This window comes from Chryseobacterium oranimense (assembly GCF_900129755.1).
Taxonomy (GTDB): Bacteria; Bacteroidota; Bacteroidia; order Flavobacteriales; family Weeksellaceae; genus Chryseobacterium; species Chryseobacterium oranimense.
Window position 1 is genome coordinate 145,679 of sequence record NZ_FQWT01000008.1, and the last position, 15,360, is coordinate 161,038.

Annotated in this window: 13 protein-coding genes; 8 read left to right on the forward strand and 5 right to left on the reverse strand. The window is 38.9% G+C overall.

Going from position 1 to position 15,360, the window contains the following annotated elements:
- The first annotated feature begins 202 nt into the window (after positions 1-202).
- From mqo to BUB03_RS19780, 3 genes are all read left to right on the forward strand, one after another.
- Positions 203-1,708, forward strand: coding sequence for a malate dehydrogenase (quinone) (gene mqo / locus BUB03_RS19770; RefSeq protein ID WP_073066385.1), 1,506 nt, complete (start codon positions 203-205; stop codon positions 1,706-1,708).
- A gap of 116 nt (positions 1,709-1,824) precedes the next feature.
- A complete protein-coding gene (locus BUB03_RS19775; RefSeq protein ID WP_073066388.1) occupies positions 1,825-2,226 on the forward strand; it encodes a hypothetical protein in 402 nt (133 codons plus the stop codon).
- Positions 2,227-2,232: 6 nt separating this feature from the next.
- Positions 2,233-3,096 (forward strand): AadS family aminoglycoside 6-adenylyltransferase, encoded by an 864-nt coding sequence (locus BUB03_RS19780; protein WP_073066391.1) that lies wholly within the window; start codon positions 2,233-2,235, stop codon positions 3,094-3,096.
- Positions 3,097-3,098: 2 nt separating this feature from the next.
- Here the strand turns inward: BUB03_RS19780 and BUB03_RS19785 are convergent, their stop codons facing one another.
- On the reverse strand, positions 3,099-4,682 hold the full coding sequence (locus BUB03_RS19785) for a GMC family oxidoreductase N-terminal domain-containing protein (RefSeq protein ID WP_073066394.1): 1,584 nt from the start codon (positions 4,680-4,682) through the stop codon (positions 3,099-3,101).
- Positions 4,683-4,816: 134 nt separating this feature from the next.
- Here BUB03_RS19785 and BUB03_RS19790 point away from each other — a divergent pair, with 134 nt between their 5' ends.
- From BUB03_RS19790 to BUB03_RS19805, 4 genes are all read left to right on the forward strand, one after another.
- Positions 4,817-5,434, forward strand: a complete 618-nt coding sequence (locus BUB03_RS19790; protein WP_073066396.1) for a DUF1684 domain-containing protein — start codon at positions 4,817-4,819, stop codon at positions 5,432-5,434.
- A gap of 6 nt (positions 5,435-5,440) precedes the next feature.
- Positions 5,441-5,800: a GNAT family N-acetyltransferase gene (locus BUB03_RS19795; protein ID WP_228417946.1), complete on the forward strand. Its 360-nt coding sequence runs from the start codon at positions 5,441-5,443 to the stop codon at positions 5,798-5,800.
- A gap of 186 nt (positions 5,801-5,986) precedes the next feature.
- The gene (locus BUB03_RS19800; RefSeq protein WP_073066399.1) at positions 5,987-6,796 is read left to right on the forward strand and encodes a glucose 1-dehydrogenase; all 810 of its coding nucleotides are present in this window, start codon (positions 5,987-5,989) and stop codon (positions 6,794-6,796) included.
- 165 nt (positions 6,797-6,961) lie between these two features.
- A complete protein-coding gene (locus BUB03_RS19805) occupies positions 6,962-9,619 on the forward strand; it encodes an MGH1-like glycoside hydrolase domain-containing protein (RefSeq protein ID WP_073066402.1) in 2,658 nt (885 codons plus the stop codon).
- 37 nt (positions 9,620-9,656) lie between these two features.
- On the opposite strand, the gene recO is transcribed toward BUB03_RS19805, so the two are convergent.
- Genes recO through BUB03_RS19825 form a run of 4 tightly spaced genes read right to left on the reverse strand, consistent with a single transcriptional unit; the run spans position 9,657 to position 14,311 of the window.
- On the reverse strand, positions 9,657-10,343 hold the full coding sequence (recO, locus tag BUB03_RS19810) for a DNA repair protein RecO (protein ID WP_073066405.1): 687 nt from the start codon (positions 10,341-10,343) through the stop codon (positions 9,657-9,659).
- On the reverse strand, positions 10,343-12,601 hold the full coding sequence (porZ, locus tag BUB03_RS19815; protein ID WP_073066407.1) for a type IX secretion system anionic LPS delivery protein PorZ: 2,259 nt from the start codon (positions 12,599-12,601) through the stop codon (positions 10,343-10,345). Before porZ ends, recO begins: the two co-directional genes overlap by 1 nt.
- Position 12,602: 1 nt before the next feature.
- Entirely contained in the window at positions 12,603-13,553 is a 951-nt protein-coding gene (locus tag BUB03_RS19820; RefSeq protein WP_073066409.1) for a bifunctional metallophosphatase/5'-nucleotidase, read from the reverse strand.
- The gene (locus BUB03_RS19825; RefSeq protein ID WP_073066412.1) at positions 13,553-14,311 is read right to left on the reverse strand and encodes a 5'-nucleotidase C-terminal domain-containing protein; all 759 of its coding nucleotides are present in this window, start codon (positions 14,309-14,311) and stop codon (positions 13,553-13,555) included. Before BUB03_RS19825 ends, BUB03_RS19820 begins: the two co-directional genes overlap by 1 nt.
- 107 nt (positions 14,312-14,418) lie before the next feature.
- Here BUB03_RS19825 and dapA point away from each other — a divergent pair, with 107 nt between their 5' ends.
- On the forward strand, positions 14,419-15,291 hold the full coding sequence (gene dapA, locus BUB03_RS19830; RefSeq protein ID WP_073066414.1) for a 4-hydroxy-tetrahydrodipicolinate synthase: 873 nt from the start codon (positions 14,419-14,421) through the stop codon (positions 15,289-15,291).
- Positions 15,292-15,360 lie beyond the last annotated feature (69 nt).

Sequence of the window (15,360 nt, forward strand, 5' to 3'; positions counted from 1 at the left end):
GCTTTTTTGTTGAATGCCTTGAGCAATAGTAAGTGTTTGCCTAATTTAATCAGCTATTTCAATAGACAATTATTGACAGTATCCATAGAATTTTATTGCCGGTTTAAAAACTGTTTTTACCATAAAAAATAACGTGTTAAAATCGTTAAACCCATTCTTATTTATAAAACTTTTCCCGAAATTTGAAGTAAAATTTAGAATTATGCCACAATCGCTTACAAGCAGAACACCGAAACCTAAATATGACGTTGTACTGATAGGCGGCGGAATTATGAGTGCCACTTTAGCAACGCTGCTTCACGAATTTGATCCCAATCTTGAAATCGCCATATTCGAAAGGCTTGGCAGGTTTGCCAAAGAAAGTACGGCAGCATGGAACAACGCAGGAACGGGACATTCAGCTTTTTGCGAACTAAATTATACCCCTGAAAAGCCAGACGGAAGTATTGATATTACAAAGGCAGAGAGCATTGCAGAACAGTTCGAAATGTCAAAGCAGTTCTGGGCGTACCTTATTACTCAGGGATATGTAAAAGACCCCAAAGAATTTATCAATTCCTGTCCCCATATGAGTCTTGTATTTGGTGAAAAAGATGCTGAATATCTCAGAAAACGCTATGAGAAAATGTCAGGATCTGTCCTGTTTTCCGGCATGGAATATTCTACAGATCATGAACAGCTTAAAGAATGGATTCCTTTGGTGATGAGCAAAAGAAATAAGACCGAAGTAATGGCGGCTACCAAAATGGATATGGGAACTGACGTAAATTTCGGGACATTGACCAGAAAAATGGGGCGCCACCTGCTGGAAGATTCTAATGTGGAAGTTTTCCTTTACCATGAAGTAAAAGATATTGATCCGAGAGAAGACGGTAAATGGGAAATGAAGATAAAAGACAGGATTCACAATCACAAGCAGGAAGTTGTTGCTGATTTTGTATTTATCGGTGCAGGAGGTTATGCACTTCCGTTGCTGGACAGTTCAGATATTAAAGAAAGTGAAGGATACGGAGGTTTCCCTGTTTCAGGACAGTGGCTGGTAAGTCATAATCAGGAATTGGTAGAGAAGCACCACGCCAAAGTATACACCCAGGCTACGGTAGATGCACCGCCGATGTCCGTTCCCCATCTGGATCTTAGAATCATTGATGGTAAAAAAGCACTTCTGTTCGGGCCTTTTGCAGGGTTCTCCACAAAATTCCTGAGAGAAGGAAGCTATCTGGATTTGCCTGAAAGTGTTAATACTAAAAACCTGAAATCATTATTCGGTGCCTGGTGGCACAATATTCCACTGACTAAATACCTTATTCAGCAGGTAGCGATGACAAAATCCCAGAGGATGCAGCACCTGAGAGAATTCATTAAAGATGCCAAAGAAGAAGACTGGGAACTGAAAGTAGCAGGGCAGAGGGTACAGATTATCAAGAAAGATGAAAAAGACGGTGGAAAACTGGAATTCGGAACCGAAGTGGTGGTCAACAAAAGCGGAACCATTGCCTCATTGCTTGGTGCCTCACCCGGAGCCTCCACAGCCGTATTTGCCATGCTGAATGTGCTTGAGAAATGTTTCCCTGAAAAATTACATGGTGAATGGAAAGATAAGCTTCTGGAAATGGTCCCTTCATATGGCCAGAAATTAGCTCAGAACCCTGAACTTACTGATAAGATTAGAAATTATACCAAAGAAAAATTAGAGCTGGAATATTAGAAAGTGAATAGCGAATGGTCAATTTTGCTTTCGCAAATGAATTTTTGAGTGAGATTAAAGTTGACCATTGACTATTCAAATTACTCATCACTTATTACCCATTATTTATAAAAAAGGTGGAAGAAGTTGTTATAAAGCCCATCATAGCCAAAGATCTCCTGGAATCCCTTCAAACCAAAGTAGAGGAGGAGAAGCAGGTGATTGTACACTGCTGTTTTCCGGCTTCCCCGTTTTTAGGCAACCTGATCAGAATCTGGAATTCCACTTATCTGCTGGACAATCAGTCTGAGCATAAAAGTAAGCTGATTCATGCAGAAAATATTACCATCTATCCCAACTGGACTCCGGTGCCGTTTATGCGGGATTTTTGGTTTACCCTAATATTCTCCGGCTTACCGAGAGATTGTAAAAGCTTTGACCTTAAAGAAGTTATTCCCGAAGAAGGAGGATTCTTTGTAGAATCGATCAAAAGAAATGCTCTGGATGTTTACCGGGTGAAAATTTCCGAATCTTATTAGCATAGAATGGTAGCACGCGAGGAAAAATTAAAACAGATCATCAGCTGGGCAGAAAATAACCCTGATATCCGCACCGTACTGCTTACCAGTTCGCTCGTAAACCCTTATGCTCCGGTAGATGATTTCAGTGACCTGGATATAGAGCTTGTTTTCGAAAACATGAAAGACTATGAGACGGACAGGAAATGGATTGATCTTTTTGGTGAGCCCATTTCAATGCTGGAAGAAGATGAAACCTATTTTGACGGGAAGCATGCTATGAAAATGGTACTGTATGCAGACCATGTAAAAGTGGACTTTAAGCTGTATCAGAAATCAGAGTTTGAAAAAGAAGTTCAGGGAGAAGTCCTTCCTGAGGATTGGGATGTGGGTTATAAGGTTTTGATTGATAAAGATCATCTGACTGAACATATGAAATCGCCTGCCTACCAGTCTATTATGGTCAAAAAGCCAACGGAACAGAAATTCAGACAACTGATGAACGATTTCTGGTGGGATACGACCTATATGGTCAAATGCCTTAAACGAGAAGATCTGTTCTATGCCCAATTTATGTCCGGGGAAATCAGAACGGATTATCTTGTTCCTCTGATTGAATGGTATATTGCCGGGCAGCACAACTGGGAAAATATCACCACCAATAAACATGGCCGCCTTTTCAGAAAATACTTACCCGTAGAACTCTGGACAAGAGTGAAAGCTACTTTCGCAGCAAGCAGTATTGAAGAAAACTGGCGTGCTTTATATGCCACTGCAGACTTAGTACATGAACTTGGAACAGTTTTAACCGAAAAACTAAAATTTGAATACCCTCAGAAACTGGAAAATGATATCAGGAAATACATCGATGAGATAAAATCCATGCCTTGATTTTAAACAAACTCATTCTGCCGGATCAGATTTTCAATACAGTATTCTGCAATGGCTGTGATCGTTACAAAAGGGTTGACGCCAATGGTTCCGGGAATTAATGAACCATCTAAAACATACAGGTTGTCGTGATCCTTTAATTTTCCATATTCATTCGTTGCTTTCCCCAATACACAGCCACCCAGCGGGTGATAACACACATTTGCCCCGAAACCGTTGTTAAATAAGAAATGGCTTCTCGTTCCGCCATTGGCCCTGTTCATCTTTTTGATAAAATAGTCGGCATTTTCCCTCATTTTTACGGTATTGGTCTGGTTCCAGTCTAAACTGATTTTCTTTGTGTCCGGGTCATAATAAACTTCGCCTTTTTTATCGACCCTGTTAATAAGAAGATATAAGGCTGTTGCCACATCCATTCCCATTGGAAGTGGTGCTATTTCAGTAAAAAAAGGATGTTCCTCATCTTCCCAGTTGTCTATACCGCCCACAGGAATGGTAGATTGTTTAGAGCCTGTACCGCCCGAAAGAGGTTTTACCCAGTTTCTGCCCGTCATGAAATTGCCGTTGTTCCCCCAATTCTTCCCGATCTGATCATGAACAGGAAAATGATTGACTGCATTGGAGTGCAGAAGCAGTTGTAAAGTTCCCATTGTTCCGGCAGCAAGAATCAGTTTTTTACAGTTGAATTCTTTCTCCGAAACTGTAGTTCCCGAAGTGTCGGTTTGCCGGACCTGTAAAGTGTACGTTTTATCGCCGTTAAGTTTTATATTTTCGACATGATGAAGATCCAGGATTTCAAGATTTCCGGTTTCCAGTGCTTTTTTAAGGTATGTTTTGTCCAGGCTGTTTTTCCCGTGATTATTTCCGTAGATCACTTCCGTGTTGAAAGCAGACCGCGGAACTTCATTTCTATATTCCTTCTCCATATACTGGAAATCATATACATTCGGAACACGGATGGTTTTAAATCCGGCTTTATGTGCTTCTGCTTCACCTACTCTTGTAAATTTATAATAAGGACAATCCTTTAAAAACTGTTCACCGATAACATTAACTTTCAATTCCTTTTGCACCAGTGGAAAATAATGACTGTAAAACTTTTCGCTGTCCAGATCAGGAAATACTTCCTTAAAATAGCTTTCCTTTGGTGTAACGGCCATTCCGCCATTAACCAGGGAACCTCCGCCAACTCCTCTCCCTACCCAGATATTGATGTTTTCAAAATCCATCCTGTCCAGTGTTCCAGTAAATGGAGCTAAAGAAAAAATATTCATAAAAGGAGCAATGGTTTTCTTTTTCAGCCATGCAGCACTTTTTCCGGGTTTCAGCATATTAGAAAAAGGAATCCCGGATTTTTCCCAATTCAGACCCATTTCCAGCATCACAACTTTTTTCCCTGCTTCACAGAGACGAAGAGCAGATACAGCACCGCCATAACCGCTTCCGATAATAAGTATTGGTGCTTCTATAATCTCTTTTCCAGATTTTCCTGTTTTAGGTTGTACAGCCTGAAACAGATTAGAATTAAGAAAATAAAATCCTGATACCGCCAGTAAGCCTGTTTTAATGAATTTTTTCCTGTCCATGCCATCTGTTGGTCAAAAAATATGCTAAAAGAAATAGAATTTTGATTATTTAAAAGAGATTGTATCTTTTTATCACAATTTTAACCTTTCATGCTATAGAAAATCTTTAATTTTACGTATAATTTGTATTAAAGATGAAAAAAAATCTGATCCTGATCTTGCTTTTCCCGTTTTTTGCTTTTGCTCAAAAAATGGTGTCCCCGGAAATTATGGCAGTTAAGAAATTCCAGGAAGAACTCAATGCTGAATATCTGAATCCTAAGGAAACACCTTTAAGAGGAGATAATTTTACCAATTTTAAGGGACATCCTTTCTTCCCATTTGATTTAAAATACAGGGTTACTGCAAAACTGGTTAAGACTAAAAATCCCCAGCCTTTTGAGCTTCCTACCTCTTCCGGAAAAACCAAATCTTATCGCGAATATGGGAAAGCTACCTTTCAACTGGATGGGAAATCCTATACCCTTACCTTATACCAAAGTCTTGGACTGATCAAGCAGAAAAAATATAAAGATTATCTGTTTCTTCCCTTCCGTGATGCTACCAACGAAAAAGAAACTTACGGCGGCGGAAAATATATGGATCTGAAAATTCCGAAAGGCAATACGATTATTCTGGATTTCAATCAATCCTATCAGCCTTATTGTGCATATAACGCTTACGACTACAATTGCCCGATCGTTCCTGAAGAAAATAAGCTCCCTGTAGAGATCAGGGCAGGAGTGATGTATCAGGATACTTATCATCATTAAAAAAATATGGTCAGTTTAAGGTTTTTCACAATATCTGATTTCCCGGAGCTTGATTATGCTCTGGATGAAAATCAGCTGAAGTATACTTCAACCGTAGAAAAAGCACTGGAAAGAATTAAACAAAGAAATGACAGTAAGGCAGTGGCTGTTACCATTCTTGAGGGTGAAAAGCCTGCCGGTTTTTTTGTGCTCGATTTTGGAGAAGACAAACTGGATCTTACCGACAATGAGAAATCGGTTTTATTAAGATCTTTATCTGTCAACCCGAATTTACAGGGAAAAGGAATCGGAAAGCTGCCATGCAGCAGGCAGATCTTTTTGTCAGAGAAAACTTTCCGGATTGTGATGAAATTGTTCTTGCCGTAAACCAGAAAAATATTTCAGCCTATCAGATTTACCTTAAAACAGGTTACCTCTACGAAGGAAAAAGCAGGATAGGAAGAAGCGGTCCGCAATACCTCATGCATAAAAAACTTTAAGAAAATTTTAATTCCAGATTTTCTGTTTGGCTTGATTCTTTCCATTAACTTTGAGTAAAATACGAATAAAAATATGGAAATATCCCTTCAAAATCAGGTGGCTGTTGTTACAGGTGCCTCCAGTGGAATAGGCTCAGGAATTGCTAAATCTCTTGCGGCTGCAGGAGCTACCGTAGTGGTCAATCACTCCTCAGAACGATCTCTGGGAGAAGCACAGGCTATTTTAAAAGAAATTACTGATGCCGGCGGAAACGGGATTACGTATCAGTGTGATGTTTCCAAAGAAGACCAGGTGATCAAAATGTTTCAGGATACTGTTTCGCAGTTTGGAACTGTGGATATTCTGATCAATAATGCAGGGATTCAGAAAGACGCCAAATTTACAGATATGACTCTCGATCAGTGGAATGCAGTAATCGGTGTTAACCTTACCGGGCAGTTTCTTTGTGCAAGGGAGGCGATCAAAGAATTTCTGCGTCGCGGTATAGATACTTCCCGATCCATTGCCTGCGGAAAAATCATTCATATCAGTTCCGTTCACGAAATTATCCCCTGGGCTGGACATGCCAATTATGCAGCCAGTAAAGGAGCCATAAGAATGCTGATGCAAACCCTTGCTCAGGAATATGGAGCGGATAAGATCCGTGTCAATTCTATCTGTCCGGGAGCTATTCAGACCCCTATTAATAAAGATGCATGGAGCACGCCTCAGGCATTAAATTCACTTTTGAACCTTATTCCTTACAACAGGATCGGTCAGCCACAGGATATTGGGAATTTAGCTGCTTTTTTAGCAAGTGATCTCGCCGATTATATTACAGGAACCAGCATATTTGTAGACGGAGCGATGACCACTTTCGAAAGTTTTTCTACAGGAGGGTAGACGCTGTGCGGGTTTCAGGGTTTGAGAATTTGAGTATGAACAGGAATGATTGTTAGTTTACTGGTTGTCAGTAATTGGCTTTCTATTTTGATATTCTGAAATCTGACGTCTTAAGTCTTTTCTCTTATTTCTATTCATCAATACGTTTTACAAAAACAACAACACATGTCCGAAAAACAAAGACTTTCAGAAATAGCATGGAAAAAATGGGGTCCCTATGTCAGTAACCGTGAATGGGGGCTTGTCCGCGAAGATTACAGTGCAAACGGAGATGCATGGAATTATACCACCCATGACACGGCAGAAGCCAAAAGCTACCGTTGGGGAGAGGAGGGAATCTGTGGTATTTGTGATGATCTCCAGCAGCTGGTTTTTTCCATCGGATTCTGGAATAGAAAAGATAAAATGGTGAAAGAACGTTTCTTTGGGCTTACCAACGGGCAGGGAAACCACGGGGAAGATGTCAAGGAATATTTTTATTATCTCGATTCTACCCCTACGCATTCTTACATGAAGATGCTGTACAAATATCCCCAGAAGTCTTTTCCTTATGAAGATCTTTTAAAAGTCAACGCAGAAAGAAATAAAAATGAACCTGAATATGAGTTGATTGATACAGGAATCTTCGATCAGAATGAATACTTTGATCTGTTCATTGAATATGCCAAAGAAAGTGAGCATGATATCCTGATTAAACTTACAGTAGTTAATAAATCTGAAAAAGAAGCTCCGATTTTCATACTGCCTACGCTATGGTTCAGAAATACATGGAGCTGGGGTTATGATGACTATCTGCCAAAACTGGACAGTGAAGATGCAAGACATATAACCGTCAGCCATAAAAATATAGAAGTCAAAAACGTATATGCAAAACAGTCCGTGAAGACATTGTTTTGCGATAATGAGAGCAATACGGAAAAGCTTTATAAATCCCCGAATCAGTCAAGATATTGCAAAGATGGAATTAATGATTTTGTGATCAATGAAAATTCCCAGGCTGTAAATCCCAAAAGTACAGGAACTAAAGCTTCTTTCTTTATTGATGAAATACTGGAAGCAGGAGAAACAAAAATCTTTGAATTCAGAATGTCAGAAAAGGATTTAAAGGACCCTTTTGCCGATTTTGAAAATATTTTTGAACTCAGAAAAAAAGAGGCAGATGAGTTTTATGCTGAAATTCAGGAAGGCATTTCATCAGACGATGAAAAAATGGTTCAAAGACAGGCTTTTGCCGGAATGCTGTGGAATAAAATGTTCTACCATTACAACGTTGAAAAATGGCTGAAAGGAGATCCCGCAGAAATGCCGCCTCCCAAATCCCGGGAAAAAATCAGGAATTATGACTGGAAGCATCTGAATAATGAACATATCATTTCAATGCCCGATAAATGGGAATATCCCTGGTATGCAACATGGGATCTGGCATTTCACACGATCAGTTTTTCACTCATTGATCCGGATTTTGCCAAACATCAGCTGAAGCTTTTCCTGTTCGAATGGTATATGCATCCAAACGGCCAGATTCCTGCCTACGAGTGGAATTTCAGTGATGTAAATCCTCCGGTTCATGCGTGGGCTGCCTTCAGGGTTTTTAAAATAGATGAATATATTAAAGGAAAACCTGATCTTGAATTTCTGGAAAGCGCATTCCAGAAGCTGCTCATGAATTTTACATGGTGGGTAAACAAAAAAGACAGCAACGGCAATAATATTTTTGAAGGAGGATTTTTAGGACTTGATAATATTGGTGTTTTCGACAGAAATCTAACGCTTCCAAACGGGGAACAACTGGAACAGTCTGACGGGACAAGCTGGATGGCTATGTTTGCCCTTAATATGATGCGGATTGCCCTTGAACTGGCTTTGTATAACAATGTATATGAAGAAATGGCTATGAAGTTCTTTGAACATTTCCTTTCCATTGCCAATTCACTGGATAATATGGGAGATGAAAAGTTCAGTCTATGGGACGAGGAAGATGAGTTTTTCTACGATGCCATCAGTTCCGATGACGGAAATCATATGTATTTAAGGTTAAGAACCATTGTTGGGCTGATCCCTATGTTTGCCGTTGAGGTGATTGATGATGAAATGATCGAAAAGCTTCCTAATTTCAAAAAAAGAATGAAATGGGTTCTCGAAAATAAGCCTGAACTGGCCGCCCTTGTATCAAGATGGGAAGTAAAAGGTCAGGACTCGAAGCACCTTCTTTCACTGCTTCGCGGGCATCGTTTGAAAAGATTGTTAAGCAGAATGCTGAATCCTGAAGAGTTTCTGAGCGATTACGGTGTCCGGGCATTATCTAAAGAATATGAACAGAATCCGTATACACTCAATTTGAACGGCACAGATTATTGTGTGAAATATACCCCTGCAGAAAGTGATAGCGGACTTTTCGGAGGAAACAGCAACTGGCGCGGACCTATTTGGTTTCCCATCAACTTTCTGATTATTGAAAGTCTCCAAAGGTTTTTCTTCTACTACAGTCCGGATTTCCTGGTAGAATATCCTACGGGAAGCGGAAACTATTCAAATCTGGATCAGATTGCAGATTCTTTAAGCAAAAGGCTTTCTAAAATATTTTTAATGGATGAAAACGGGAAACGCCCTGTGAATGGCCAGTACGAAAGATTCCAAACCGATCCTGACTTTAAGGATTATATTTTATTCTACGAATATTTCCACGGGGATAATGGAAGGGGAGTAGGAGCTTCACACCAGACCGGGTGGACGGGGCTGATTGCAAAAATCCTCCAGCCAAGGTTCTCCAAAAAAGAAATTGCAGAAGCCGAAACAGAAATGCCGGGAGAAGTGAAAAGCTAGCAGTTAAAGCGATCTTTATAACCTCGAATATTTTCTGCTATTCAAAGATCTGCTGTATCACTTCAAGCGATGCCGGGATTTTGAAATCTGTGATATGATAATGATAGTATACTAAAATACTGTCCAGAAAATCTTTTCGCTGTGAGGAATGAATTTTTGTTGCATAAAGGTTTTCTGCGCAGAGAATTTTTTTCCATAATCCGGAAATTTCATTAGTGAACAGCTGATGGGCAGGGAGCTCGGAAAATGTTCCGGTTTCCGGATCCAGATAAGGCCCATCATGCATCAGGGGTGCAACTCCCTGGATTTTCAATACTGCAATTAAAAACAACAAATGACACTGGTAATTTTTAGACATTAACTCGTCTATGAACTGATCAATACTGAAGAAAAGCCCTGGGTTCTTATTTTCGTGTCTCAGAACCTGATTCAGAAAGTCTGATATGAAGAAAATTACAGTATTGGTTCTGATATCCGTATACGTATCATGGTTTTTCACCAGCTCAAATTTTGAAACCAGCGGAATTCCGTTTCCTTTTGCAGGATTAACTGTGAAATTAAGCAAGCTTAATGGCTGGAGCAGGGCTTTCTTTTTATTTCTTTTGGAATAAATACCTTTTACGAAATACGTCTGAAAGCCGTCCTCTTCTGTAAAACAATGCAAGACTGCATCATTTTCACCATATTTTATGAATGATAATAAAAATCCGTTTTGTGAATTCATTAATTAACTACAGCTATTTTTGCAGTAGCTTTATCTGATCCGTCTTCATTAGTCATCAGGACAAAATAAATACCTGAAGCTACTCTGGTACCCTTTTGATTATTGAGGTCCCATTCATAATAACCACCTCTGGCTACCGCAGAATGAATTACATTTCCTGCCGCATCTGTGATTCTGATATTAGTTTTTTCCGCAAGTCCCTTAATGGTTACTTTTCCTTTAAAGTTTGAATACACAACAGGGTTAGGATAAACTACTACATTGCCGAAATTGGCATTCACATCTGCAACGTCTCCCTGATAGGCTACAATACCATTAAAAGTGACGAAATATACCTTCCCTGTTTTTCTGTCAACTTTTATATCGGTAACGGAATTGGTAGGAAGAGGCGAGTTTTCTTTTGTAAAATGTTTTATAGTCTGCTGTCCATCGGCAGAAAGATAATATACTCCTCCTCCGTCTACAGAAAGCCATTTGTAATCCCCGGCATCCACTTCTATCTGTAGTATCTGTCCGTCTCTGAAAAGTTCTTCTCCAAGTCCGCCCTGTTCTATGATAATAGGTTCCACTTTAGGATCCGGATCTTTTATTGCGGTAGCAGCATTAGGTAATATTCTTAAACCACTGTCGGTACCGATCCAGGCGTCTCCTGATTTGCTGAAAGCTACAGATAAAGTTCCTTTTGAATTTCCTGCAAACCCGTTGGTGTCTTTTAATATATAATCCGTATCATCCGAAAGGTTGGTAGGGGTTTTATAATCGTATACAATAAAATTATTAGTTCTTGGAAGCGGGAACCATACCATATTTTCATAATAAACCGGTGTTTGAGCACCATCACTTGTTATTCCGAATTTTTTTATGACAAAATCATCAGTTCCTCTGTCATAGATACCTATAGAGGGGCTTCCATAGTTGAACCCGAAGGAAACAAAAAGATTATTCTGCGGATCATGGGCAAAACCTACAGGACGATGGGAATAATCACCTGGCGATCCCAGATCATATCGCTTCACAAAATCAAAATCTTTACTGTTGGCGTTATACTTCATTTTATAAACACCCTGTGCAGTAACCGTATAGTTGGTAAAAAAAACTTCATTGGTATCTGCCGGATTGAATACGGCATCCAATACATTTATTGGTGCAGTCGTTGTTGAAAAAAAGGAAGAACGTAGCCACTCAGTACCGTTAAAATAATAGAATCCAGGCTTTTTCGGATTGTCTGCAGGCTGATTATACCTATTCACTCTTGATCCTGATGACACAAGCATTTGGTTATTATCATACAGGTTAATCTTATAAGAAGAGTTGGAATATGGCCCTGATGGTTTATATGTAGTTCCGCTTTCTTCCTTTATTCCGGACAATATTGTTCCTGCATATATTTTTCCGCCGGCGGTAATTGCTGTATTACAGTCTTCTCCTACACTTATGGCATTCTGCGATACTCCGTTTAATCCAAAAGTATATATTCTGTTATCCGTTACAATAATATTGTTTGCATTGATGACTATATCCTGGATGTTTGAAAAGCTCGCCGGTAATGGTGTGCCCGTACCGTTATTGTAAATATACGCAGCATTGGAAGAAGAAAATATAAGTGCCGATTCAGCATCAATATGTTTGTATGATCCTGGTATTTCATTTGTCCATGTAGAAAATACAGGAAACGTAGTATTCATTTCATGGCTTTTAAGGCCGGTATTTGTTACCGAATAAACTTTATTTCCGAACATGGCTGCTTCATTACTGGCTTCATATACACCACCGTTCACAAAGAATGCAGAATCTCCGAATTCTTTTTTATTAATATTAAACATGGAAACCCCGTATCCTACAGATATTACAGCCTGATCTCCTGTAATAGAAATATGATTGATTTTCTTACTTCCGTTATAACCGGTTGCGATAGGAATATCAACAATATATTTAATCTCTTGCGGAGTAATAACGTCCATCGAACCATTTGCGTATCCTATAATCCCTATTTTAGTTTGTGGATTATAATCAAAGGCAGATATACTGACGTCATGGAGTCCGTTAGCTTTTGACAGCTTTGTAATCTCCCCGGTTGAAATGGTATAATAGAATATCCCGTTTTCAGTGGCGGCAATTATTTTTCCATTATCTTCCTTCATGGCAAGGACATTATTATAGGAAAAGAGATCCGTCCATTTTTTTGATGAAATAACCTGCGCATTCATAAATTGCAGGGAGGCTAAAATACCCAGAGAGATTAAAGAGAGTTTTTTCATATTATACGGTTATGCTGCTGTCTATTGCCTGGTTGTTCCAGGAAATATGCTTTACGTTTTTATTTGCGTCAAAGTAAAAATCTATTCTGCCAAGAAGAAGACCTGCCCATCCTACCTGGTTGACCAGGACATTTTTACCCTGTCGGTTGGTGAATGTTTGTGGTTCAGGTAAAAAAGTATGGGTATGTCCGCCCAGGATAATATCAATATTTTCTGTTTTGGCAGCCAGAATTTTGTCGCTTATTTTATCAGGTTCATCTTTGTAGTCATAGCCTATGTGAGAAAGGCAGATGACAAGATCACATTTTTGTTCATTTCTCAGAAAATTGGAATAATGCTGTGCTACATCTACCGGATCCGAATATACGGTTTCTCCATATTGTTTTTTGCCTACAAGACCGTCCAGCTGAATGCCTACTCCGAAAATTCCAACCTTTATTCCATTTTTATTAAAGATTTTATAGGGTGAAGTTTTTCCGTCCAGAACCGTGTTTTTGAAATCATAATTTGAACAGATGAATGGAAACTGTGCATTGGGAAGCACTTTTAAGAAACCATCCAGGCTATTGTCAAAATCATGGTTTCCCATCGTGGAAGCATCATACTTCATCATAGACATCAGTTTAAATTCCAGTTCACCTCCAAAAAAGTTGAAATAGGGAGTTCCCTGAAAAATATCACCGGAATCCAGGAGAAGAACATTGCTTTCCTGGCTTCGGATCTGCTGTATCAGGCTTGCTCTTCTGGCAAAACCACCCTGATTGGGATTTTTGGTATAGCTTGCATCAAAAGGTTCAATTCTGCTGTGCTGGTCATTGGTATGAAGAATAGTCAGTTTATTTGCAGATTTGAAAGGATTGAATTTCAATTCTTCCGCCATCATCATATTGGGAGCTAAAGCTGCTGCTAAAGATCCGCCACCTATTACTTTTAAAAATCTTTTTCTATCCATTATTTCTTACCGATAAAATTTAAACGAGCATCTGTATTCGGAACCACTTCAGGAGTTTTCTTAAAATATTCAATGAAAAGATCCCTTAATCTGATTCCTGTGGAAATAGATTCTCCTTTGGAAAAGAATTTCATATTGTCCCCGCCAAGTGCCAGATAATCTGATGTGGCAATATAATAATCCTGCGAAGGATTTACAGGTTGACCATTAATCAGGGATTTGGTGAGCTGTCCATTATTGGTTTCAATATATAAGTGGGAGACAGGATTGTTGACCTGGGTTTTTGCATAGTAATCAAAAAGTCCCTGGAGATCCGATCCTTTCATTTTTACGATAATCACCTCATTTTCAAAAGGCATTACTTCAAAAACACTTTTCAGGAGAATATCACCCTTTCCGATTGTAGTACGTATTCCTCCGATATTGATCAGGGCCGCATCTACGTTTTTATTCAGATTCTTTTTCGTCCATGCATCGGCACCTTCAAAAGTATAATCGGCCAAAAGATTTCCAAGATTGCTGTTATCTCCCTGTTTTGTAAGGTCTATACTGGTATGGGAGATCTTTTGGTTCATCTCTTTATCCAGTTTCTGCTTATAAGGTTCAATAACATTTACAAACGCCTCATCATTTTTTAGCTCATTATTAATAGAAATGTTTTTCTGGGGCTGAACTTGGGCCAGCTGCAGCGTAGATGCTGTTTTGCAGGCAGTAAGTGTAGCCAGAGCAATTCCTAGTAACAAGAATTTATTTTTCATAATATCTTTTAGTATATGCAAATATAATTATATGTATAATAAAACATTATTATTTATTACAAATTCTTGTCGTAAATTATTAAATTTGGCAAAAATAATTCTAACAGATGAGCATTTTAAAAGGAGTAGGTGTTGCATTGGTAACACCCTTTAATGAAGATTTATCCGTTGATTTTGATAGTTTAACAAAACTTGTTGAATTTAATATCGAAAACGGAACCAATTATTTAGTTGTTTTGGGAACTACGGCAGAAGCTGCAACTCTTTCTGACGAGGAGAAGAAACAGGTGATTGATCATATCATTAAGGTTAATAATAAACGTGTTCCCCTGGTTTTGGGAATTGGCGGCAATAATACTCTTGAAGTTAAGAAACAGATTGAAGAAGCAGATCTTTCTGCATTTGAAGCGGTGCTTTCTGTGTCCCCGTATTACAACAAACCTAATCAGGAAGGACTTTACCAACACTATAAAATGCTGGCGTCTACCGGTAAAAATATCATTATTTATAACGTTCCGTCAAGAACAGGGCAGAATGTTGATGCTGATACTACGATCCGTCTTGCTAATGAATTTCCGAATTTATTCATGATTAAAGAAGCGGCACCGAATATTCTTCAGTATTTTGATATCTTAAGGAAAAAGCCTGAAGGGTTTTCACTGGTTTCTGGAGATGATGAATATACGCTTCCGGTAACTTTAGCTGGTGGAAATGGTGTAATTTCTGTTATAGGGCAGGGATATCCTAAAGAATTTTCCACAATGGTTCAGCTGGCTTTCGAGGGGAAAGTAAAAGAAGCTTATGAAATCCACAATAAATTGGTTGATATTACAAGACTTATTTTCGCAGAAGGAAATCCATGCGGGATTAAAGTGGTTCTTGCGGAAAAAGGCATTATTAAAAATTATTTGAGACTTCCTTTAGTTCCTGCTTCAGAAGGACTTTATGCGAGGATCAAGGCTGAAATGGCGAAAATTTAATAAGTCAATTGTGAAATTTACAAGTGAATAGTCAATCTTAAAATGTACCGTTGACGATTCACCATTGAC